At 63.7% G+C, this 22822-nt stretch carries 25 protein-coding genes and 1 tRNA gene; 1 reads left to right on the forward strand and 25 read right to left on the reverse strand.

Going from position 1 to position 22822, the window contains the following annotated elements; genetic code table 11:
• The 10 genes from Y710_RS17720 to Y710_RS17765 form a co-directional block, all read right to left on the reverse strand.
• The coding region (locus Y710_RS17720) for a hypothetical protein (protein ID WP_062368057.1) at positions 1–284 on the reverse strand (284 nt) is incomplete at its 3' end.
• Positions 285–294: 10 nt separating this feature from the next.
• Complete coding sequence (locus Y710_RS17725) at positions 295–1224, reverse strand: hypothetical protein (protein ID WP_062368058.1); 930 nt, start codon at positions 1222–1224, stop codon at positions 295–297.
• Positions 1221–1547 (reverse strand): hypothetical protein, encoded by a 327-nt coding sequence (locus tag Y710_RS17730; protein ID WP_156479477.1) that lies wholly within the window; start codon positions 1545–1547, stop codon positions 1221–1223. The genes Y710_RS17725 and Y710_RS17730 overlap by 4 nt, the downstream gene beginning before the upstream one ends.
• Before the next feature lie 84 nt (positions 1548–1631).
• On the reverse strand, positions 1632–2063 hold the full coding sequence (locus Y710_RS17735; RefSeq protein ID WP_062368060.1) for a hypothetical protein: 432 nt from the start codon (positions 2061–2063) through the stop codon (positions 1632–1634).
• Between the two features lie 3 nt (positions 2064–2066).
• A complete protein-coding gene (locus tag Y710_RS17740) occupies positions 2067–2501 on the reverse strand; it encodes a hypothetical protein (protein WP_062368061.1) in 435 nt (144 codons plus the stop codon).
• Positions 2498–3925, reverse strand: coding sequence for a C39 family peptidase (locus Y710_RS19185; RefSeq protein WP_062368062.1), 1428 nt, complete (start codon positions 3923–3925; stop codon positions 2498–2500). The genes Y710_RS17740 and Y710_RS19185 overlap by 4 nt, the downstream gene beginning before the upstream one ends.
• Positions 3922–4284: a hypothetical protein gene (locus Y710_RS17750; protein WP_062368063.1), complete on the reverse strand. Its 363-nt coding sequence runs from the start codon at positions 4282–4284 to the stop codon at positions 3922–3924. Before Y710_RS17750 ends, Y710_RS19185 begins: the two co-directional genes overlap by 4 nt.
• Complete coding sequence (locus Y710_RS17755; RefSeq protein ID WP_062368064.1) at positions 4284–5993, reverse strand: Gp37-like protein; 1710 nt, start codon at positions 5991–5993, stop codon at positions 4284–4286. The genes Y710_RS17750 and Y710_RS17755 overlap by 1 nt, the downstream gene beginning before the upstream one ends.
• A complete protein-coding gene (locus Y710_RS17760) occupies positions 5993–6910 on the reverse strand; it encodes a hypothetical protein (protein WP_062368065.1) in 918 nt (305 codons plus the stop codon). The genes Y710_RS17755 and Y710_RS17760 overlap by 1 nt, the downstream gene beginning before the upstream one ends.
• A complete protein-coding gene (locus Y710_RS17765; RefSeq protein WP_062368066.1) occupies positions 6910–11532 on the reverse strand; it encodes an aggregation-promoting factor C-terminal-like domain-containing protein in 4623 nt (1540 codons plus the stop codon). Before Y710_RS17765 ends, Y710_RS17760 begins: the two co-directional genes overlap by 1 nt.
• Positions 11533–11607: 75 nt before the next feature.
• Between Y710_RS17765 and Y710_RS18825 the strand changes: the two genes are divergently transcribed.
• The gene (locus tag Y710_RS18825; RefSeq protein WP_006896038.1) at positions 11608–12210 is read left to right on the forward strand and encodes a hypothetical protein; all 603 of its coding nucleotides are present in this window, start codon (positions 11608–11610) and stop codon (positions 12208–12210) included.
• A 407-nt stretch (positions 12211–12617) separates the two neighbouring features.
• Here Y710_RS18825 and Y710_RS17775 read toward each other — a convergent pair whose 3' ends face one another.
• From Y710_RS17775 to Y710_RS17845, 15 genes are all read right to left on the reverse strand, one after another.
• Complete coding sequence (locus Y710_RS17775; RefSeq protein WP_006896036.1) at positions 12618–12992, reverse strand: hypothetical protein; 375 nt, start codon at positions 12990–12992, stop codon at positions 12618–12620.
• A gap of 120 nt (positions 12993–13112) precedes the next feature.
• A complete protein-coding gene (locus tag Y710_RS17780; protein WP_006896035.1) occupies positions 13113–13928 on the reverse strand; it encodes a hypothetical protein in 816 nt (271 codons plus the stop codon).
• Positions 13929–13985: 57 nt separating this feature from the next.
• Positions 13986–14351 (reverse strand): hypothetical protein, encoded by a 366-nt coding sequence (locus Y710_RS17785; protein ID WP_006896034.1) that lies wholly within the window; start codon positions 14349–14351, stop codon positions 13986–13988.
• Entirely contained in the window at positions 14348–14602 is a 255-nt protein-coding gene (locus Y710_RS17790; RefSeq protein WP_006896033.1) for a hypothetical protein, read from the reverse strand. Before Y710_RS17790 ends, Y710_RS17785 begins: the two co-directional genes overlap by 4 nt.
• Positions 14599–14790, reverse strand: coding sequence for a hypothetical protein (locus Y710_RS17795; protein WP_006896032.1), 192 nt, complete (start codon positions 14788–14790; stop codon positions 14599–14601). Before Y710_RS17795 ends, Y710_RS17790 begins: the two co-directional genes overlap by 4 nt.
• Positions 14787–15128, reverse strand: coding sequence for a hypothetical protein (locus tag Y710_RS17800; RefSeq protein WP_006896031.1), 342 nt, complete (start codon positions 15126–15128; stop codon positions 14787–14789). Before Y710_RS17800 ends, Y710_RS17795 begins: the two co-directional genes overlap by 4 nt.
• Positions 15122–15511, reverse strand: a complete 390-nt coding sequence (locus Y710_RS17805) for a hypothetical protein (RefSeq protein WP_156479478.1) — start codon at positions 15509–15511, stop codon at positions 15122–15124. Before Y710_RS17805 ends, Y710_RS17800 begins: the two co-directional genes overlap by 7 nt.
• 120 nt (positions 15512–15631) lie before the next feature.
• Positions 15632–16666 carry a major capsid protein gene (locus Y710_RS17815; protein WP_062368069.1) on the reverse strand — a complete coding sequence of 345 codons (1035 nt, stop codon included), beginning with the start codon at positions 16664–16666 and terminating at the stop codon, positions 15632–15634.
• 2 nt (positions 16667–16668) lie between these two features.
• Complete coding sequence (locus Y710_RS17820) at positions 16669–17043, reverse strand: hypothetical protein (RefSeq protein ID WP_062368070.1); 375 nt, start codon at positions 17041–17043, stop codon at positions 16669–16671.
• Positions 17044–17100: 57 nt separating this feature from the next.
• Complete coding sequence (locus Y710_RS17825) at positions 17101–17625, reverse strand: capsid assembly scaffolding protein Gp46 family protein (protein ID WP_156479479.1); 525 nt, start codon at positions 17623–17625, stop codon at positions 17101–17103.
• A 160-nt stretch (positions 17626–17785) separates the two neighbouring features.
• Positions 17786–17864 (reverse strand) — tRNA-Tyr (locus Y710_RS18830).
• A gap of 104 nt (positions 17865–17968) precedes the next feature.
• Positions 17969–19183 carry a VG15 protein gene (locus Y710_RS17830; RefSeq protein ID WP_156479480.1) on the reverse strand — a complete coding sequence of 405 codons (1215 nt, stop codon included), beginning with the start codon at positions 19181–19183 and terminating at the stop codon, positions 17969–17971.
• Positions 19184–19323: 140 nt separating this feature from the next.
• Positions 19324–20769: a phage portal protein gene (locus Y710_RS17835; protein ID WP_062368073.1), complete on the reverse strand. Its 1446-nt coding sequence runs from the start codon at positions 20767–20769 to the stop codon at positions 19324–19326.
• Positions 20770–22116 carry a terminase gene (locus tag Y710_RS17840; RefSeq protein ID WP_082781353.1) on the reverse strand — a complete coding sequence of 449 codons (1347 nt, stop codon included), beginning with the start codon at positions 22114–22116 and terminating at the stop codon, positions 20770–20772.
• Between the two features lie 79 nt (positions 22117–22195).
• Entirely contained in the window at positions 22196–22501 is a 306-nt protein-coding gene (locus Y710_RS17845) for a hypothetical protein (protein WP_062368075.1), read from the reverse strand.
• Positions 22502–22822 lie beyond the last annotated feature (321 nt).

The raw sequence follows: 22822 nt of genomic DNA on the forward strand, positions 1-22822 counted from the left end.
GGTGCCGGCATCCCAGCGTCGATCAACGGCCACAAACGGATCGGTGAAGAACTGTCCGGGATCGTGATCTGATACGAGTTCAGGCCAATCCTGACTGTCGCTGGTCCGGGGTCGAGGTTAGATGTGACGAGGTCTCCACCATCGGTCACCTGAAACCGGTGCTTCTGCTCAGTGACGATCGCCGCGCCTGATGCCGACTCCCGGATGCGCGGAATGGTGAAGGTTACAGCCTGCGCGAACTCCGCTCCAGCAATATCCTCGATGCGGTCCTGGATGATTGTCATTTCGAATACCTCAACCCTCGATCTGGAAAGATGTCGACCGCGAAATATGCTGAACCGTCAGCCTGGTCCGTTCCGGTCCGCCAGCGATCTGACGACCCGGACCAATGTTGGTAACCCACACTTCGGCGCGGTACCCGGCAGTCGGCACTACCACAGAGGTGTTGATCTCCCGCGACTGCGCACTACTCGACTCAAGAGTGTCCCTAGAGACCGAGAAAATCGACCCATCAGAGTCCTTGACGACACGAATCTCCCAGTCGATGAACGCACCCACTAGTGGCGGCGTACTCGTGATCGTGACCCTCGCGCGAACATCCCACATCCCCTGCTCTTCGAACACGATCCCGCCAGACGCAAGGTGACATTTCTTCATCGGGCCGATCTGCTTACCGAAAGGGATCTTGCCCTTGTTCCACAGAGAGTTCTGTGTTCCGGCGTATGAACTCCCGTAGTCCTGCAGTGGCGAAAGCAGGTCTACACGATCGTTGAGCTGCATTTGCCCGTCGTGCAAGTCGTCGACCTGCGCCCACCGTCCAGCGAAGAAGTTGGCAATGGTCGACAGGGCGCCGCCGAGGACCCCTCCGCCAATGCCCATCAACGCGTTCAGCAGCGGAGCAAACAGATCCTGCAACGGCAGATTGAAGAACCCCGGCACCAGCGGCTGCAGGTCCTTCGGTTTCTCGATAGTCGCAGGATCAGCCTGAGCCACCCGGGACACAAACCGGCCATACATCTTGTTGACCATCCCGAGCGGACCAGAAGCGAGCGGCCCGCCGGCGAGAGTCCCGTCGACATAGCCCGGAAAGCGATCGGCGGACTGGGTGGCGAACTTGGTCTCCGACTGGTCCTGCAGCGCCGTGCCGAGCTGGTCGGGCATCAGAACCGTCTCCACCAGCTCGTCGCGATCCATGTTGTCCCAGTCCATGAACGGCAGCGTCATAGGTATGCCTCCAAATCGTCTGGCGGGTCAGGGATGTTGTGGTCGGGGTCGATTCGGCGGATCACCGCCGTCAGCTGCCGGACATACGCGATCGCCGACCAGAATCGGCGCGTCATCTCCGTCAACTTCTCGTCCAGAGCGTCCACCCGCGCCGTCAGTTCGCTGTAGTCCTCAGCGACCGCGTCGTACGCATCAGCGAGGCGCTTGATCTCCGCGTCCTGCCGCTGCCACGCCGCCGACAGTGACAGATCAGCCTTCGCCTCCGGGGTCTGTTCACGCCGACGGCGCGCATACGAACCGAGCCAACCCGGAACCGCAGCCATGGCCTTCGACCCGAGCGCCGGCGGCCCGAAAGCCAGGATGATAATGATGGCTACCCACCACGGAGTACCGGTAGGGAGTGTCATTCAGCGGCTCCGGATCTGGTCGGTGTACCCCTTGGCGAGCCCCCAGTAGGCCAGAGCGAAGAGAGTGACGATGGCGGCGCCGCGTATGCCGTCGAGCCACGGGTTATGGAAGACGGCGATCCACTGACCAGCCGCAAGCAGTGTGTACGTTGCGCCTCCGAGGCGGAATCCGGCGATCGCGGTGCGCGGCCACCGCAAGATCAGTCCCCACAAGGTGACGACGGCGACGATGCCGCACACTGCGCCCCACGCTTCGATCGGCATCATCCGCTCCACTACCGTCAGCGATGAGCTGGTCCCGTCCACATCGGGTGTGAGGTAGTCGTAGGACCGGAAGAGCGCTTCGGCGGGGACCGCCATGATGACGAGCATCCGCGTCCGCTCTGGAAGCAGCGGCACCCAATCGCCGCGGCGCGGTCCGTGCAGCCGCATCAGTCAGGCGGTCCTGCCCGCGAGGAAGGAACGTGCGGCGTCGACGGCGGTCATGCCGATGTAGCGGGGGTCGTGCTCGGACCAGCCTCGCGCAACGGCCTCGGCGATGGGGTCAACGACCTCCGCGGCGGTCTGGCGAGCTTGCACTGTGTAGTGCTGCAACTCGGAGCCGACCGCCTGCTTGATCTGCTCGTTGCCGCGCGGAGTGATGCCGTTCGGGACGGCGCGCGCAGCGATGACCGACAGGACGGCGACAATGCCGCCGATCGCGATGGACGCGGTCTCGGGGAGTGACGCCGCATACGTCGTCAGAATCCAGGTGCCGAGGGTGACGAGCACCGACACTGCCATCGTGACGGTGCCGGCGTAGCGCTTCCACCAGGGCTGTTGGGCGAGTGCGTCGGAGAGGACGTTGCCGACGATGCGTTCGAGGTTCACTTGCGGTCTCCCTTGATCTTGGCGAGCGCAGCGACGCACCGGCTCTCGCCCTTGGCTGCTTCGCGCTCGACGAGCTTGATCGCCGCGGCATCGCCTGCGAGCGCGGCGTCGAGGATGAACTTCTCGTGCTCGCGGGCGTCGATGTTGAGGATGAATCCGGCCATCGTGTCGACGGGGTCGTCGGAGTGCCGGAAGATACTGCGGGACGGGAACCGCTTGGTGAGTTCGTCGCTGGCTTCCATGGTCAGACCTCCTGATGTCTGTGGGGGTAGGAGTTTCGCGCCGAGGCGCTTGCAGCGCGCGAGACGCTCCCCGCGGTCGGCGAGGCCGTTGAGGCCGCCGTTGATCGAGCGGGTGACCGCTTCGAGGTCGTCGCGGTCAGCCTGTGAGTTGAGGGCAGGTCGGGCGACGGTCCAGTACCAGGACGCGGCGAGGAAACCCCATTTCGGGTCGTTGCGGACGAGCTCGGGGTGGTCGACGAACAGGGTCGGCGAGGTCGTGTACCGCTTCGCGAAGCACCACTCGCTGAACAGGCCGAAGTTGCGGCGGCCGGTCAGTTGGATCGGGCCGCTGCCCTTGAACCGTCTGCCGTCGCCCGGCTGGTTGTTGCCGAGGTCCGTGCGCCACTCGTACTGGTCGCCGGACGCGATCTCCTCCATGTAAACGAGGCCGACAGACTCGTGGCCGATCTGCGCGCACCAGTGCGCCGCCCGCAGCGGGGTCGTGATCTGCGCAGCCTGCATCGCACCCAGCATCCCGGGAAGCATCTCGGCGGCCCGAGACCGTGAACAGCCCATCGCCTCCGCGAGGACATCAGCCGTCATGCCGCCCGCAGGTGCCGGCGGACGAGGAACCGGAGCAGGGGCAGCCTGCGCCGCGGACGGCCACGCATAGCCCTTACCAGCGATCAACGACGCCGTCTGCTCGAGCGACACCCAGCATCCGTGCGGTGAGAACCCGGGATCAGCCCACCACACCTTCCGCTGTCCTTGGTCGGAGTACCCCATCAACGCGACGTAGTGGTAGACCGTGCCCCCGCCATAGCGGAGGTTCAGAGTCGACGGCGGCACGGCGCGCGGGTAGTTCGACGGCGGCGCAATGATGTTCGCGACCAGACCCCAACCCGCATCCACTCCCCGCACCAGGTGATCCCACAGCGCGTCCACCTGATCGCGGCGCGGCGGATCATTCGGCATCCCGATGACCGCGTACCCGCCGCCGGGCGCCCGCCGATTCAGGACGGGCGCAATCAGGCCGATGTGGTCAGTGCCGCCCGTGTGCGTCCCGATCTCGCCAGCAAGGGTGCGCTCGGCGACCTTGATACCGCGCGAATCGAGGACGATCTGCGTCGACGCCGGACCGCACCAATATCCAGTCTCTTGCGCGACGATGCCACGGTCGTAGTCGAGCACCTTCTCGGTCATTGCTCACTCTCCTGCTCACTGACGATGGCACCCATCAGATGCTCCGGGATCTCGGTGGGCAGATCCGGGGCGCAGCACACCAGATCCGTCTTCTGCTCCCCCACCACACTCGGCTCCGGAACTGACTCCACAGACTGCTCCCGCATTCCCTGCAGAATCCATCCCGGCAACTCGATACTGTCGGCCTTCTGCTCGGTCTGCCGCACCCCACACTCGAACGCGAGCTGCGCCATCTTCGTCACCTCGAACGCCGGGATCGGATACGGCGCAGAACCGCCCGTCATCAGGACAAACATCAACGCCTGCGCGAGCTTCTGCACCTCCGGATCAACATGATCGCCAGGCTTCTCCACCGCCATCACGCCACCCCCATCTGATTGAATGCACCCATCGCCGTAGCCACCAGTCCGAAAGCCTTCTCGAGCGGATCCTGATGGGCGCGGACGTCACCGAACTTCGCTTCCCAGTCGCCGCTGCCGTCGAGCGGCAGAGTCAGCTCAGTGCACCGCTGAACATGGACTTGGGAGCCGAGGTAACGGTTCGTCGCACCAGAACGGTCTCCGAGCCACCAGTGCCCGAACCCGTTGTCGCCGATGATCCACGGGATAGCGTTCTGCACCGTGAACGTGAACGCTGTCTTCGGGTCCGTCTCGCGGCGACGACGCCGGAGGTCCATGAACGCGGCCGGCGTGTACGCCTGCGTCACATTGGTGCACGCAGTCTCGAGCGCATGCCCCCAGCCCTGCTGAGCGGCACGATCGATCAACGGCACACTCGTGTACGCGAGCACGCTGTTCTTGTAGATCGGCATCAAGAACGCATTGAGGATCGAACCAAGCGAACCGACGCCGTAGCCTGCGATGTTGATGTTGTCGCCCAAGACGTCGCCCGCATACCCGACAACAGCCTCACCGAGTTCGTTCACGCCAGGCATCGACTCGCCACCTGCCGTGATCCGGCACGCGCCACCAGCACCCCGAACCAACTCGAAACCGCTGATCCCGGAGTTATCTCCGTCGATGTAGGTGACGTACGGCATCTCTGGTGCCGTCCCCAGGATCCCCGGCAGCCGGTACTTTCCGTCATCGACCGGCGCACCCGTCAGCAGGTCATACCGGTCCTCCACACGATTCGTAGTCACCGACGCAATCGACCGCACCAGTCCCGTCGCCAGATTGCCGCCAAGCGATGTACCGGTGCGGAAACCGGACTTGTCTACCAACTCGACGAACAGGGTTCCCTGACGCCAACTGGTGCCTGCGCCAGGCCACGGCTCCGGGTCGCCATTCAGGAAGCGTCGCGTGACGATCTGCAGCTCAGCATCCTCGAGAATCGGGGCCGCGATCTCCCACCACGACTGCTTGATCGTTCCCGTCATGATCGTCACCGGCGCCACCGAGTTCCGCATCGGCCGCGGCTTCACCACGATCTGCGACTGCGCCCACATCCCGCCCAGCCAGTTCGCCGGATCCAGGATGTCCTTGTTCATGTCGAAGTTGAACACCTGCAGGCGCGCGAGGTTCATGGCCAGACTCGCGGGAAGCACCCAGTCGGCCCGCCCGATCAAGAACTGCACCTTCGGCTGCTGAATCAAACTGACCGGCAAGAACGGATTCGCCGCGACATGAACGTTCTTCAGTTCCTCAGTGTCCTCAAGGAACGTCAGTACGACGCGGTCGCCGTGATCGCCGCCAGTTTTCAGCGTGACGCCATTGTCCGGAGCTGCGCGACCACCGATCCTCGCCCCATCCTTCTCCACGATGATGTGGATGTTGGTGGTCGAGCGGGCATCCTGATCGAGAGCCCAATGCGCAAGGTAGGTGCCGCGGCGGTCCTCCCGATCAATCGGAAGCTCGACGACGATCGATCCGGTGTCGTTGAGCTTGAGGGTCATTCCGCTACCGTCGAGACGTTCGACGGCCTCGCCACGCTCAATCCAGTTGCCGTCGAACAAACGGATACGCGCCGGCTGAGCGACCCGATCGAGGCGTGTCTGCCGGATCTCCTCAGCCCACAACGCGAAGTCGTCCACGCTGCCGCCGAGGAACGGTGCGATGTTGCCGGTCATCACTCGAGACCTGACTCGGCCGACCAGAAGCGCCGCAGTGTCAGCCGTACCTCAGCCCCGGCAGGACCGTTGATCGTCACCGGCAGCAGTACCGGGTTCTGCTGCGTCCCCGTGTACGGCGGAATGCTGTACAGCGGGAACACTCCACCCATCAGCCCCGACGCGTTCGACAGATCCGCCGCGACATACGGGTCATCGCCCGACCGGACCGGGCGCACCGACCACGGCACCGAGATCGGCTTCAGCGCGACCATGCGGTTCGCATGCTGACCTGGCGTCCACGTGACATCGATGTCCTGCTCATGCCCGAACGAGAAGTCCGCGATCGAGAACGACGCCGTACCCTTCGGATCGAGAGACCAGTCTGGCCACGCCTCCTGATCAGTCGGATTCCACACCGGCAACCACACGGTGTGCGTCCCCGACGATGGGTTCTCGGCCTTCACCACCAGCGGCGTCGACTCATACCGCGGCTCGACCGCGACCGCCTGCACAACCGCCTTCGCGAAACCATCCAGATTCCAGTCCCGCTTCTGGTTGAACTTGATCTTCGACTCGAGATAGAGCCACAACCAGCGGGAACCAGACTCCTCGCTGGTGTACAGCCACTTCACGCGGCGAGGCTGCATGTGTGAGCCCCACAGCTTCCGGAACCGGGCGATCTGCGCCTCTATCGGCACATTCCCGCCCGACACATCACCGGTGATGTTGAACGGCAACACCAGATGACGAACCGGAACCTCGGTCCTCCCCAGCCGGCCACCGATCCCCGCCGGGATCGTCGCCCGTGAGAAATCCGTATCGAAAATCTCCTCCGGATCCTCCGCGAGCTTGATGCCCTCCGACTCGCCGAAACCGATCCCCGACACCGGGAACGAATCGTCATCGCCGATCAGCTCGATATTCGCGGTCTGCATCAGACTCCCGCCAGTTTCGCGACACGACGAGCACGCTGCACCTCGTCCATGTCCTGCTTGGAATTGCCACTCGAGGTCCAGTTGAAGGTGTCGCCACCCTCACCGATCCGCTCATTCATCCGCTCAGTCAGCGCAATCAAACGATCCAACCGCTCGAGCACCCGGTCATCACTGCTGCGATCGAGCGACTTCTTCAGGTCGTGAGGGTCGAACGGAAGCGCCGTCTCCTTGTGACCGAGACCGTTCTTCACGAGCGTGGTTCCCTCATGAATCACGCCTCCGACGTCGTACCAGCCCTCCTGATCCCAGTGAGCCTTCGCCTTCGTCGGCAACTCGTACCGGTCGTTCACGTACGCATCGAACGCCTTACCCTGCACAGTCGGATCAGGGTTCTCATCCGGCAGGTACTGATCCTTCGTTGACCCCAACCACTGACCCAGGCCGAACGCGCCCGATGACGGATTGCGGGCCTTCGGATCCCAGTTTGATTCCTTGCCGACAATCCAGTCCGACGCATCCCACTCGACGCCAGTCCGCCACGCCTCACGCAACCCCTGCTTGAACGCGGCCTTGATCGCCTCGACACCAGTCAGCGCGGCCGGCGCGGCGGGAATGTCCGGAGCCTTCGCGCTCGCCCCGGTATCCTCACCCTCCTGCGGCTTCGTCGTCCCCGGATCCGTTACCGGACCCTGAGACTGCGACTTACTCTGCGACCGCTGCGACTCATACTCATTGATCGCCGCCAACACACCCGGCGAATCATTGACACTCAGCACACCAAGCAGCGACTGGACCTGACCCGACACAAACGCAGACGCAGCATTCCCAAGACGCTCAGACAGCGACGCGCCCTTCGGCTGCTCCGCCGTCGACGACCCGTAACTACCCGACTGCTGACCGGGACGATAGTTCGGGTCCGGCACATACTGGTCCTGGAACGGCTTGAATGGATCGAACTTCGGCGCAGCCTTGCCGATCGGCAGGAACGCTCGGTTCGTGAACTGTCCGTCGTTCGCACCCACAGTGCCGCCGACCATGCCGCCGCCGTACGAACCGCCCATCTCCACATTCGTGCCGTCAGGCAGCGTGCCCGCGGTATGACCACCGCCGGGACCGCCGTTCACCCAGCCGATACCGAGGGTCCCCGGAGTCCACGACCCCGTCTGGAATCCCAACTGCGCCAGGTACTCGCCCTCGTTGCCGGTAGCGAACCGCCCGCCAAACGGGGGTAGGCCAACCGCTCGCCGGGCGAAAGCAGACATCGCGCCCGAGCAGTCGCCCCAGTTGACGCCGCCCCAGTCATACGGGGCACCAGTGAGCGGCATCCGGGCGCCATCACCCATCGCCAACCGCTTCAGATCATCAGCCGACGCGATCCCACCATCCGCGTACTTCCGCACCAGACCGAGCCCGAAACGCTCAGCAACCGTCGCGAGGATGTCCGTCGACCGCTTCCGCTTCGACGCAGCCAGCGGAATGTACGCCTCACCGCCGGTCTCTTCCTCAGCGAAGATCGTCCCGGCGCCGCGGCCCTGGAAGATGTCAGCGCGTCGAGGCTTCCGGATCTCCTTCAGCCCACCATTCGCAAACGCTTCCGACGCGGCAATACCACCGTCGACGTACGGGACAATCGCACCATCGGCGTGAGGAATCGCATTGCTTAGATCCATCACGCCAGCGGTGCTTGCCATACCAGCAACCGTCGCATTCACATACAACGTCTTGTATGCCGGGGCGGTCCACTCGTCCTTCTTGCCCTGGTAGTCATCGTCGTTGGCCTTGACGATGATCTGCTTGCCGTTACGAGTCTCAACCTCGTAACCTATTTGCTTGAGCAATTCCAGAACTGGTGACCCGTTCGGGATATCAGCAACGATGTTCTTATCGTTATCACTGGTTGTGGCGACATTCATCGCCTTAAGCAGATCAAACACCGCCTGCCCGCCAGGCGCGTTGACCTTAACTTCTTTGCCAGCAGGAATCTGAGCAGTCGCGTCGATCACTGCTTGCAGCTTTGCCCCAGCATCGCCAGTGAGATCGACCTTGACGATCTTCCCATCCGGGGTTGTGGTCATCTTGATCTTGAGCATGTCCAGAGCAGCTCGAACTTGCTCTGACCCCTCCGCCTTGAGCCTGAACTCCTTCAGATCAGGGTTCGCGTCCATCGCAGCCTTAATGGTTCCGAGCTGCTGGATAGCCTCCGGAGCACCCTTGAGCTTGACCGCAATATCGACGACATTGCCGCCGATACTGTCGTAGATCGCCTTGATCTCCTCCTTCGTCCTGCCGGTAGATGCAGCGAGCTGCTCAAAGATTTGATCCTGCTCGCGCGCAACCTTGGTCATGTCGCCGCCCGACGCAGCAACATCTGCAGCCGTCGTTGCCAGACCGTTGAGGACGTCATACAGCTTCCCGCCGGCCTCAGACGATGCGTCGAACTTCCCCGACAAGTCGAACGCCGAACCATCAATCCCAGCAGCAGCATCGGCTGCAGAGCGAACTTGGTCGCCCCACTGCTTCATCGCTTCGGCCTTATCCTTGGTCGGATTCAGCGCATTCATCGCCGAAAGCAGGGCCTTCTGCTTGTCCGCAGCAGACGCCGACTCGTCTCCGAGTGTCTTGATTGCATCTGATACCTCGGTGAACCCAGGAGTCATCTGCTTTGCAATGTTCTGCTGCTGCACGAACTCATTTCGCAGTACGCGAAGATCCGAAACAGCCTGCATACCCGCCGGACCCATGGCCATCAACTGCGACTGCAAGATGTTCCACTCACGCTGAGATCCATACAGCTTCTTCGACACATCCTCCGTGGACATGCCGAGCTGATCGAATGCATGCTGAGCACCCTGGGCCTTCGCGGCGGCTCGATCGTTCATGTCGGCGAGACCTTCGCCGGCCTTCGTCAGGCCGAGGAACTTCCCGATGCCGTCGTACATGACCTCGTGCCACTTACCGTCAGCTCGCGCGGCGGCGTCCGTCTTCTCGCGGTATTCATCGACTCGCTGGGTCGCGATCTTCATGACGTCTTCCGTCGCGACGCCCTGGGATGCGATGAGAGCCTTGGATAGCGCGTAATGCGACTCGGTCAGCTTCTTCACTGCGGAGTCATACTCAGCCGAGATCTGGCTCTGACGCTGGAATGAAGCTACGAGGAGGCCGCCTGCGACGGTCGCGCCTGTGGCGGCGGCTCCCCATGGCCCGCCCAAGACATCCAGCGAACCCTGCAGTGCCTGCCGCATGCCCGATGCTCGCGTCCGGACCACGGCCATAGCGCCGCCGAATCGGCCCAACTCGATTCCGTTGTTGGCCGCCAGTGTCCGCTGTAGCGTCATCTGCTCGCCGAAGCCCTTGAAGGCGTCGCGAGCTCCAGTCACTCGAGAGGTCAAAGGCGACAGGACGTCGCTGACTTTCGAGATCATCCCTGGAACGGTCTTGAATCCGACCCAAGCGCCAAGTGCTGCGGTGACGAGTGCCGGATGCGCCTTCATGAGATCCGCGAGCGTCTGCAGGCCTGGATTGATGATGTTCAGAACGCCCGTTGCTGCCTGCAGGGTCGTCAGGAACAGTTGCCAGGTCCCGATACCGATCGTCGCTGACGCCTGAGCCAGCGCTTGACCGATGCCCGTCAACGCTGGCATCACGTCGATGCCAGCCTGGGCCATTCCCTTCAGTGTCGACAGAAGTTCATCGATAGCTCCGGAGTCTCGTGCCGCCTGCATCGCAGACTGCAGCTTCGGCCCCCACTCTTCGAAGACCTTCTGATCCAGGGCTTCCGCGAGTCGAGTGACCGTGGGCGTCATATTGTCGATCGCGGTCGTTGCGCCCGCCAACATCCCCGGAAGTCGGCTGAAGAATGGCTGCTCAGCCGCAGCGCCGAGACGACCGAGCGCGGCGATCATGTTCTGGAAACCGCCGCGGACAGTCTTCCCGGCTTCTTGGGCCGCACCGCCGATGTTCTTCTGGATCGCGGCGAAGAACATCTCCGACGAGATCTTCCCGTCCGACGCCATCTTCTTGACCTCGGCGCCGGTCACACCAGCTTCCTTAGCCAACCACTGATAGATCGGGATGCCGCGGTCAGCGAGCTGATTCAGATCGTCGGTGTATGCCATCTGGCCCGTCTGGACCTGATTCAGGATCGACCCCATATCGGACAGGGAGACACCCGCGATCGACGCCGCATCCGCAGTCATCGACAGGTACTTCGTCAGCTCCTGGCCCGGCTTGATCCCGGCCGCGACCGCGTTGCCCGCGATTGTGGCGGCATCGCCCAACCCGAATGCGGTGCCGCGGACGGCCGTCAAGGCGCTGTCCATGATCTTGGACGTGTCGGCAGCGGTCACACCGAGGCCGGCGAGTTTACCCTTCGCGTCATCGATCGCAGAGAGCCGTTGGAAGCCCTTGACCATGGCAGTGCCGATAGTTGCGACACCCGCGGCCGCCGCTGCCGCTCCGCCGGTCTTGAGCGCCTTTCCGAGCGCCCCAGACATCTTCGATCCCATGGCCTTGCCGGACTTCTCAGCTTCGCCTTCGGCCTGGCCGAGTGCTTTCCGAACGGCGGGCGGAATCTTGTCCGTCGTGGCGACGAGGCTGACGTACCCTACGGCCAGTTCAGTCACAGGAGTGTCCTCCGATCAGATGAGCGCGAGAGGGCGCAAGGTGGAATGTCCGAATGGCGCGATAGGATCCCGCGCATGAAGAAGGTCGCGATCGCGCTAGTTGCTTCCGCAACTGCCGTGTCTGGAATCGCCGGGTGCTCGTCGCAAGATGAAGGAAGCCCGACGACGGCAGCGGCAACACCGTCTGCGTCAGCTGACGTCAACAAGCCGGTACACAAAGCCGTGGGCGAGAAGGCCTACTGGGGATGTAACGCCAAAAGCGAGGACTGCCCTCTGGTCTTCAAGGTCACTGAGATTTCGCCGGTAGATCGTTCGGAGTGCTCGTCATACGCGCTCGACGACCTGAAGCCGGATGATCGACTGATTCGAGTCAAGGTCGATGCGAATGCGCAGGCGCCGATGCCCGGAGTCACACCGCGCAGTTCACCTGCTGGGGTACTGATTTCTCAGTTCTGGAACGGCGTATCGGATGACGGATACGTCACCCCAGTAAAGACCGAGTATGGCTGCATTCCCAACGGAGACACCTCTGTCTACGGGCCGTTCCACACCACTCTCGGCATCGGCGAAAAGGGCCGCGGCGAGATGGTGTTTGCTGTGCCCGCAGATTCGACCAAGTTGTCTCTCCACTACTTCGACACCGCAGGTTGGACTTGGGACATTCCGCCAGCTCAGTGACGGTTAGGCGAGGAGCTCAGCTGCGGCTGCTCGCGCCAGGTCCAGCTTCGACTGTTCGTTGCCCGTTTCAGCATCAATATCCCCTCCAGAGTCAGCTGGACCGTAAGCCCGCAGCTCCCAGCCTTGCGGCAACTCCTCTTCATCACCGATTCGCGCTATCGCTTCCATCCACCGCAGGTTGGTGACCGCGGTCGCTATCTCGGCGAGGAGGAGTGAGTCGACGTCGGCCCACATCCAATCGTCGGGATGGAGTGCCCGGTAGAGCGCAGACGTCTTGTCCTGCCGCAGATTCAGGATGAACTGCTGCAGCTCCCACCAGGAGAGGTGGATGGTTCCGGCCCAGTCGACGCCAGGGAACCCGTTGGATCGGAGATCTGTGTTGATCGCCCCCGAGTGATCCCCTTCTATCAGGAGTCGGAGGCTTCGGATTCCCCCACAGTGACCTTCGACTGCTCGGTCCAGATCCCGTAGATCTGATTCAGCTCACCGTTCGTCAACGTCTCGATCTGCTTGACTGTCGCAGCCTTGAGGTTTCCGGCGATTCGGAGTTGGGCGATGATTGCCTCTCGATCACTGATCGGATCCGGCACCACATCAGCGCCATCCCCGTCTTGTGTCACTTTCATCCGCTCGCCAGCCCAATCAGCCAGCCTCTTCTCGAAGTCAGCCGAGTAGTCAATCCGTGGCACAGTGAACTCGAGCGGAGCCTTCCCTGCACGGGGAATCTCGAACTCGACCTGCACGTCAGGCGAGTCCGCCGGAGTGATGATGTGCTTTGCCATTGGTCAGGAGCCTTCTGTTTGTCGGGATGGATGGTGGTGGTCAGGAGTGAGCCCGGCCCAGCGGGGCATCGGCTCCTGACCAGAGGGGTATGACTACCCCGCTGGGCCAGGTCTTACGGGTCAGGACAGCGTCGCCGCACCGTTCACCGACACGGTGCCGCCGTCCGACAGGCTGACGTCGTAAGTGCCGACGGTCGCGCCGGTGACGTTGACGGTGCCGGTGACTCCGGCGATTGCCTCGATCGCCGCCTTGACCTCGGTGTTGGTCGAGGTCTCCGACAGCGGTGCCGACAGCTGTCCGCCGACGCCGAAACGCCACACGCCGGTCGCGACAACCTTCACGGTCACGGGTCCGGGCGCGGTCTCACCGTCGTCGCCGTACTCGTAGATGTAGTCGTTGTCGTCGTTCTTGGTGACCTTCAGCGTCACCTTCACCTTCGATGCCTCGCCGGTCTTGAACGGCATCTCGCCGAGCTCATCGACCTTCGCGTACTGGATGACGTCGCGAGCCTTCTTCTTGCCCGACTTGGTCCAGAACACGAACGACTGCAGCGGCAGCTCGTCGGCATTGTGCGTGACCTTGTATCGGTTGCCGTGGGTCGCATCCGCCGGGATGAACTCGACATTGTGCGCGCCGTACAGCAGGTTCTTCACCGACTCCAGGTCGACGTCGTAGACCGTGAACTCGTACGTGGCACCGTACTCGTTCTGGTTGATGATGTAGTCGCCGCCGTCGTAGTCCTTCTCGGTGTTCGACGTGCGGGTGATCTTCCGCAGGTGCCCCTCGTCGGTGAGGACGCCGAGGTTTCCTGCGAGGAACGCGGCAGGCAGCTCCGAGGTGGCGTCGGTCGGCAGCTCGGTCCCGACCGGGGCGACGAATGCGACGCCACCCTGAGGTCCGGCGGACTTCGCCGAGTAGGTGTCCTTGATTCCCATGGTGTTTGCCCCTTCTTAGGCAGATTGGTCAGGAGCCGAAGGGTCTATTCAGTTGTGTCAGAAGGTCAAGCAATGCAGTGGACCAGTGACTGTCCACCGGTGCTGTGTCGTGATGTCAGGGTCTGGGTTGTCTGCGATGGTGACGCCGCGGTCCCCATCACCCCACAGGATGATCGCCTCCGATGTGTATGGCGCCGCGGCGAGGATGTCGTTCACCTTGATGGCCAACTGTTCGGCGGCTGGCCCGTCTGGTGCCCAGCATTCGACGATCAGCAGCATGTGATCGACCGCGCGGGTGCGCTGACCGCCGGCCCGAACCACCCGCAGGAACGATGAGGGCCGCGGATTCGGGACTTTCCCCGACGTCGGCAGTCCGGTCCCCTCCTTGAGGACCCGGATCGCTTCGGCGAGCGGCGCGGTCACGATGACATCGCTCGAATCAGCGTGTGATTCTTCGCGTTGTCGGCGATGGCTTTCGCGTCGGCGGTGACGACGGAGGCACGCCAGCGTCCCTGTGGCCGCATCATGCCCTGCCGACTGCCGGTCGCATACGTGCCCTTGCCCATCGCATTCGCACGAGCGCAGATCCGCTCAGCATGCGACTCGAGTTCAGCAATCACGCCGGGATCACGCCTGAGCTCGTAGAAGCCCTTGACGTTCCAGTCGATCCTCACACGGACCTCACCTTCTGCCACGAGCCCGGCGCGTACGCCACCCACAGCTTCCCTGGACGCTCCATCACCACGAGGACACCGGACGGTTCGGTCACCCACGTGACTTCGGGCCCGTCGAACGTGTCGTACACCTCCTCAAGCTTCCCGGTCGCCTCGTTGACCTCGGCGCCGGTCACGATCTCGATCACCCGTTCACCTTCCGCAGGTTGATCACACGCCACTCCGGTGCGTACAGCTCGATCTCGACGATGTCGCGGTCATGGCCGGCCAGCTTCGGCTCGTCCGTGCGTGGCGCCGCCCAACCGTGGACTGCACGCTCGACCGGAGCGGACCAGGACTCGACGGGGTTACCGTGCGCGTCCTCGCCGTTGGCGTCGAAGATCCTGTGTCCGACAGTGAACGGCGTCGGGAACGATTCGATCGTCCCGAACGGTGACCGGTCGTAGCGTTCTGGTTCGCCGATGACCTCGTACTCGACGCCGTCGACGATCATGCGGTCGCGCGGGCTGACAGGCCAGTTCACCATGTCTGGAAGCTCGCCGCCTTGCCGCGGCACCCGAACCTGCGCAGGATCCGCTTGTCGTCCTTCGTCAGCCACGGCGACCCAGACGTGGAGCCCTCCGTGAACGTGCCTGACGACGAGTACGGACCCATCGACCGCGAGAACTGATCCATATGCGCCGGAACCTGAGCCGATGACGGTGGTGCGTCGATGATCCTTGCGACCATCCGGGACACGACGAGTGCGACATCGTCGGGCACCGGATCTGGATCGGTGTTGCATCCCATCCAGGCCCGAGCGGATGCCGAGGCTTCATCAAGAAGCCCCGACACCCGCTCGGTCTCGTCACTCGTCAGCGGTCGCCCGAGACGTGCTTCCACGTCGTCGAGGCTTGCCAGTGCTGGCACTGACCGACTCCTTCGCAGTGAGGTGGTCGCCGACTGTCACACCATCGGGGATGGTGTCACCTGCAGCGAGCACCACACCTCCGGCGTAGACGACGCCTTCGAGGTCGTCACGGATCTTCATCAGGACAGAACCGTGGCGACCATGCTGGCGACCGGGTTGACCAGGACCGGCAGGGCGATCGCGTTCGAGTGCACCCACAGGCCGATCGGATCCTTGGTCTTGTAGGCGCCGACCGCGATGCCGGGCTGCTCGGATGCGCCGATGCCGTACTCGGGCTCCATCGACTCGAGGGTCGGGCCGTAGAACGTTGCGCCGAGGATGTTCGATCCGCTGTTGGGGTCGACGGCCTCGGGGAGCAGGAACACCTTCTTGTCGGAGGTGACGCGCTGGCCCTTGACCTTGCGGTCGAAGACGTAGATCGGCGGCAGTCCGTGCGCGGACAGGGCGCCGTTGAGGACGTCGACCGACACGATCTGCGGGGCTCCGGCTGCGGTCGCGACGAGGCCACGGATGCCCTCGTCTCGCAGCATCACGTTGAGAATCTTGCGTGACAGGACGATCGCGCCCGGCGCGATGCCGTCGTTGGCGTCCGCGTACGCCTCGCACCAGGCGAGGAGGTCCTCGAGGATCTTCGTGCCCGATGCGGCGTCCCACAGGACTGCTGCGGTGACCGTGTTCCCGGCGGGGCGACCGAACGACGGGGTCTGGACCATGCCGTTCTCGTTGATCGACAGGCCACCGGTCTCGAGTGCCTGACCGCGTGCGACCTCGAGGCGGTCGGCGATCGCGCGGACGGTGCGGATGGTCGCGGCTTCGATGCCGCCGAGGGCGATCGCTGCGCCGTCGCCGCCGCGGGCGCGGAGCTGATCGTATTCACCGATCCGCTCCTTCAGTCCGAGTGGCAGGAGCTCGAAGATCTTCCGCTCGGCCTGACCGCCCGACCCGATCGGGGTCTCGGCGTCGAAGCTGCGGTACTGGGCGAGCTGCCCGGCGCCGTCCTTGCCGACGACGGTGCGGACGACGACGTCGTTCACGCCCGTGTTCGGCAGCCAGCGGGCGAGGGTTCCGCCTCGGGCTTCGACGTCCTCCTGTGCGGCGCGGGCGAACCCGGTCAGCTCGGACGGGGTGATGGTCTCGGTGTAGAGGGTCGCCATGATCAGGCCTCCAGGAGGAACTGGCCCGACTGGGTCGCGTCAGCAGCGACCGTACTCGGGAGCTTGGACAGGATGATGCGGCCATGCCACACGCCCGGTGCAGCGATGTTTCCGCGAGCAGCGTCGACCGGCTGATCGGTGAACACGAAGCCCGCCAGAACTTCGGAACCGTCGCTCTTGGTCGCGTCGTACGGGACGGCGAGACCCGACTTCATGGCGTACGGTTCGCCGGACTTGATGCGGCCGTCGACGATCTTGGCCGACCATGCGGCGGGGTTGAGGGTGACGGTCTTGGCGACGTCGGTGCCGTGGCGCGAGCCGAGCCAGGACTGGTCGCCTGCACCGAAAGACTCAGTGCGCGGGGCGAGCTGGGTCATGGGTGATCACACTCCTTCGTGTGCTCATCAGTGCAGACGACTGTCGTCTGCACGCGGTTAGGAACTGTGCGACTGCTTGTAGCGGTCGCGGCCGGAAGCAATGGAGCCTCCGGTTTTGCCGGGCGGAGTGCCCTGCTGAGGGTTCGGCTGCGGACCCGAGGAGGTCTTGATCAGCGGCGCGAGCTTGTCGACTTGCGCCTTGATCTCTTCCTCGGTGGTGCCGGTGAGGAGTTCGACGAGTTCTGCGGGGAGCGATGCTCCGAGGCGGGTGCGGAGTGCCGAGACTTCGGCGGCTTCGCGGGCGGTCTTCTCGTCGGCGAGCTGCTGCTCGAGTGCCGCGATCCGATCGGCGACATCGTCACTGTCAGCCTTCGGTTCCGGCTTCGGTGCGGGTTTCGGGGCGCTGCCCTTCTTCGCCGCATCGAGCTGCTGCTGCAGTTCCTCGTTCTTCTTCTTCTGGGCCGCGAACGCGGTCACCAGGGGATGGTCGTCCGGCAGTCGCTCCGGTTCCGCCGATGCGGGCGGAGCGGCGGGCGTGGACGGGGTTGCCGGGTCAGCCGGCGGGGTGAGCGAATCGCCCATGATCACTCCAATCGAGTGGTCAGTCCCAGCCCGATCGGCTGGGGTGGTCTCGGTGGCCTGTTGAGCGCCGGCCGCGCGCCTTCACCACCAGGGTGGAAGTCGGCGGATATGCAAAACCCCCGGCACCACAACAGTGTCGGGGGTTTCAGCAGTGGTCGAGTGGGGATGGCAGGGATCGAACCTGCCGCGCTTTCGCACCGGATTTACAGTCCGGGTGACGCACCAGCGTCGTCATCCCCCGAGACGTGAAACAGGGCCCCATGCCCGCTCGTTCTGACGGCCGATTATTTCGCGGCTTGAACGGGGTGGGAACCCTGCACCACAGATATTACCATGTGATGCCCTACGTGAGCAGGTCAATCCGAGTGAAGCTCCCGCCGTCCTCCGACAAGACCCATAGTCCCTTCACCCGGTTGTGTGGATTTCGCCGGTTGTACGTTGCCAGCTGGTTCCTCAGCTTCTCGTTCAGCGGTTGCTTACCGAGATCGACGAGGAAGTAGTCCTTCTGCAGGTCGAGACCGTATGACCTCGCGATTTTCGCCTGCTTGACGCTGTCCGCCAGGTGCTTCTTGATCGTCGCGTACTTGGCCCTGGTCGCCTTCGTGTCGACCTCAATCGTGACTCCGTCGACATCGACTGGAAAATCGTTACTCGGTAGACGTCGTCCGGATTTCGGGTCAACACGTCGAGGGATCCACTCCTGGATATTCCAGCCGTTACGCTGCGCCCGCTCGACGGTCTCGATCTCGTGCTGATACAGCTGCTCGCCGTTCAGCTTGATCCCAAGGCTGCTTTGCCGCGCCTGCCGTTCCGTCTCGGTCCAGATCGGCTGTTGGTGCGGGTGAACATAGCCTTTGGTGTGGCCGCTCCACTCCGGTTCCTCCGGGTCCCCGAAGCCCGTCGACCGCGATGCACCCGGATCCTTCGGAGGGCGCCCTCCGCCCGCCGCGCTGCCCCGCAGCTTCGCTGCTTCCTTCTCCGCTTTTGCAGCCTCGCGCGCTTCCCGAGTGACCGTCGTCTTGCCGGTCGGCGCATTGTCCATCGCCTTCGCGATGTCCTTCGGGTCGGTGGCCCCAGCCTTGCGCGCGGCGAGGTAGTCATCGTTCCACTGCTCGATGTACGACGGCAGCTCCGGCGTCTGGCCTGGCCGGATCATGACTGCCATGCAGTGGCAGTGATCGTGGTAGCGGTTCCCGTCGCCGGCGGCCTTTGCTGAGCGATAGAAGGTGGCGCCGTCGCCGACATGTCGTGTCGCGATCATGCGGCACCACCCGCACGCTGTTGCGGACGCGTGCCGATACCAGCGGGCGCCTCGTTCGCGGGTCACGTTCTCGACGACGGTCTCGCGCATCCCGTCGTACATCGCGCGGGTCGCGGATCCGGTCAGCAGATCGAGGCCGGTCTCCGCGGTGCCGACGTTGAGCGCCCACAGTGCAGATTGCGTCAGTCGCTCGACGGGTATCGGTTCGGCTGGGACGGCTCGGTAGTTCGTTGTCGTCGGCGTCTCGTCGTACCAGACGGTCCCGAGATCAGCAGCTGCCGCGACGTACGGAGTCACGATCTCCGGGTACGCCTCCACCAGAAGTGTCCGGAACTGTGCCGGATCCGCCTCTGCGATGGTTCGCCAGAACCCCGCGAGTTCGGTACCGAGACGGCGATCCAGCTCGTCCAGAAGTCCTCGGACTTCAAGCGGAGTCATCAGACCTGGACGGGTGTCTCAGTCACAGGTGCCGGTGTGGTTGCAGGCGTCGACCCGAGTCTCCCAATCAGGTCCACGACAGACGACTTGCGCCGGTCGGACTCCAACCGCTGCTGCTCCTGAGGAGACAGGCCCACCCGGTCGTATGTCACCGACGAGTTGGGCGGCAGCACACCGGACCCGATCAGCTTGGCTGCCTCATCGGCCGCTGCAGACCTAGTCGGGGTCGCAGCGTCCCGCCACGTCACACCAACCTCACGGAACGCCTCCTGATCGAACTCGCCACGCATCATCAAAGCCAGGCGAGCAACCTCAAGCCACGCCGCACCGAACGACGCCTGACGCCGTTCAGCCCGCTTCACCAGCCGATACTCCTGCTGGATGATCGAATCCGCCGACGTCCCCTGCGGAACCTGAAACCCCAAGTACGGCGCCGGAATGCCAGCCTCGGCGGCGACCAGCTGCGCGTACGTTTCGATCTGGCTTCTGAACGGCGCCGGAGACGACGGACGGAACTCATGCAACTGTGGCGTGACACGCTCTTCGGTCTCAGGATCGATCTGCGGCGGAATCACATTCATGTTCCCCGCGGTCGACCGCCACTTCGCATCCCGCTTCGCCTGCTCCGACATTCCCTCATCGAGACCGAACACCGCCGGATCCACATCGAGGGCCGTGTACTTCGGCGTCGTGTAGAATTCGCGATTCACCTCAAGGCCCGTCAGCGTCCGCGCGCCCGCCGCCGTGTAATAGCGGATCGCGCGGGTAATCTCACTACGCCCCTGCACATCCGACGCCCGATCCCGGTTCAGCATGCGCGCCACCGGAACCCGACCCAGATTGTGGACATCGCGCGCGACGACCGAGAGCCGGCCACCCGCAGTCTTCTCGAAACGGATCGTCTCATTCGGCAGGTACAGCGTCTCCATCACGACCGTGCCGTACTCGTCGCTCGTCTGCGACAGCGCTGACCGGGCACGACGCAGGCGGTAATCCCAGTCGACCGTGCACGACTCCGTCGACTCCGCCGTGACCAGAACCTCAGGCTCCCCAATCGACGCGTCACCGACACCCACCGCGACGAACCCAACGCCGTAGATCAGCGTGTCCAGATGGCCGCGACCAGACTCAACGCCGAGCTGATTGTCGCGGAACACATCAGCCAGTCGTGTGCCATCGGCCGAGGTCCAGCCGCGGAACTCCAGGCGCTCCTCCAGAACGTCGACGATCGTGCCAGGCCAACCCAGCACTGCCTGGATCTGCTCCGACATGCCGCGCGGCGTCGCGATACCCAGGTCCTTCGGATCCTGGTTCGCCTCATACCACTTCGACTTATCGAGGTTCGCCGTACGCACCGCAGCAAGACGATTCCGCAGAGCCCCGACCGTCTCATCCTCAGCCTTCGACAACGTCAAGGTCGGCAGAGCTATAGCCGGAGTAGTCATCTACACCGCCTTCCTGACTGATCGTCGGTCCGGGTCGCGCCCAGGTTTGTGGTTCTTCGTCGCCCCCAGTAGTGCGAGGACACAAGCAACGAGCGGGAAGATCGACACCGTCGAGTCTTTGCGATCGAGGCCCCAGCCCCCGGCTGTTCCGATCGGCCGCTTCCGGGCGCCCTCGGCGGCCTCATTGACAGACTCTTGGCCCGCGTGCGTCAGCGTTCCCGCTTTCAGTCGCGACGCCATCAGTCCACAGCCGCGCGCCATGTCCGACGCGCCGGACCGGGCCACATTCACTCCGCGCTGCTTCAATTCGATCTGCATGGACGCCGCCGGGGACGCATCGTCGATCACAACCGGCATGCGCCGTCCCGCGCGGTCAGCTACCCAGTCGATCGCCGCCGCCTCATCGGTGCCTCGCCACACTTCCTCGACGTGGGCCGACTCGCCTTCGATCCAGCATGCGGCGATCGAGATCTCTCGGGCATGAGACATGTCGACGGCGAGCGCATCCGGCTTCACGCCCGACGCCGGCCCGACATCGACAAGCTCAGCCCATCGCGACATCTTCACCGCGATCTGGTGAGACGACACGTCATCCCACACGCCGAGCGCCTCACGCCGCCACGAGTCTTCGTTGCGGAGCTTCTTCCGCAGCCGCAGCATCGCCCGCTCCGACGTTCGGTGCGGGAACGACGGATTCGCCTTCATCCACTGCGCCCGGTCCATCGGATCGCAGCCACGGTCAGCCGACATCTCGATGTACAACGTGCCGTCCGACTCTCCGTCGATCGCCTCCTGGCGCATCGTCGAGAAGAACTCGCCCTTGTCCTGTGGCCGCGGCGGAGTCCCCATCACCAGGCAGAGAGGGTTCTCGGCGACGTTCTGCGCGGCACCCATGTTCTCCAGGGCTTGGAGTGACAGATGTTGGCCTTCGTCGAAGACGAGCACGTCGACATCAGTTCGGCCGCGGCCGAACCCGGAGTCACGAGCTCCGAACTCAATCTTCGAGCCATTCGTGAAGACGATCGCCTCGTCACCCTTGCCCTTCGGCGTCGCCTCGATGTGAGGCTGCACCTTCGGACCGCGCGACATGTCGTAGAACTTCTCGAACGTCTCCAGCGCGGTGTCCTTCACCTGCGCGGTCCAGATGACTTTCAGTCCCGGCTTCATCAGGCACAGCGCGAAGATGATGCAGCCGATGATGTACGTCTTGCCAACCTGCCGCGGAATGCTGATGACGATCGTGTCCGCCGCATACTCGCCGTCGGCATTCAGCGACAGGATCAGCATCGACGCGCCGTCCTGCCAGCCGTCGAAATCCCAACCCAACCGCCGGCACGTCTTCCGCACCGACGGCCACTCCGAACCGACGATCCCAACCGGGGCCACTACATGTCGGGCGACCTCCGACAACTTCGTTCGCCGACGATCAGTACCCGGTTCCATCCCACTGCTCGACCTCAAGCTCCGCGACCACCGACGCCTCATCCGACTCCGCGGAGCGCCGCGACTCCTCCTCTGCAATCGCATTCGACAGCTTCGTCAACTCATTCGAATACTGCGGACGAGTGTTGTCACCAGCCTTCATCAGACCCTCGGCGATGATCTGCCGCTGCGCCTTCAGAATCTCCAGCCGGTCCCCTGACGCAACAGCATCCAGCAGCGACAGTGGCTCCTTCGGAGGTTCCGCCACCTCACCGGGCGCGACGCCACGCAAATGCGACTTACGAGCCATCGTGGCCTCCTTTCGCTGCCCGGGGGGCGGGGGGGGTGTTCGGGGAGGGGGAACGCCAATGCCCTGAGGTGCGGGTGGGTGATTTCTGAACCCCATGGGGGTGGGTTTTCGTTAGGCTGCCCTTACCACTCCGGAGAGTGGGGCTTGGGCGAGCAGAGGGTGGTCTGGGTGCACTTTTGCGAGTGCCCGTTCGAGCTCCGCGATTCGGCGGATGTAGTCGTTTCGGGCCAGCATCTCCGCGATGTTCTCGCGGCTGGTCACCTGTTGTAAGTGGTCAGGGTTGACGCACATACTGTTGAAGCGCCCTGGGTTTCGTTCCGT

Origin of the sequence: Gordonia sp. QH-12, assembly GCF_001578675.1 — a bacterium.
In the GTDB taxonomy this organism is placed as follows: domain Bacteria; phylum Actinomycetota; class Actinomycetes; order Mycobacteriales; family Mycobacteriaceae; genus Gordonia; species Gordonia sihwensis.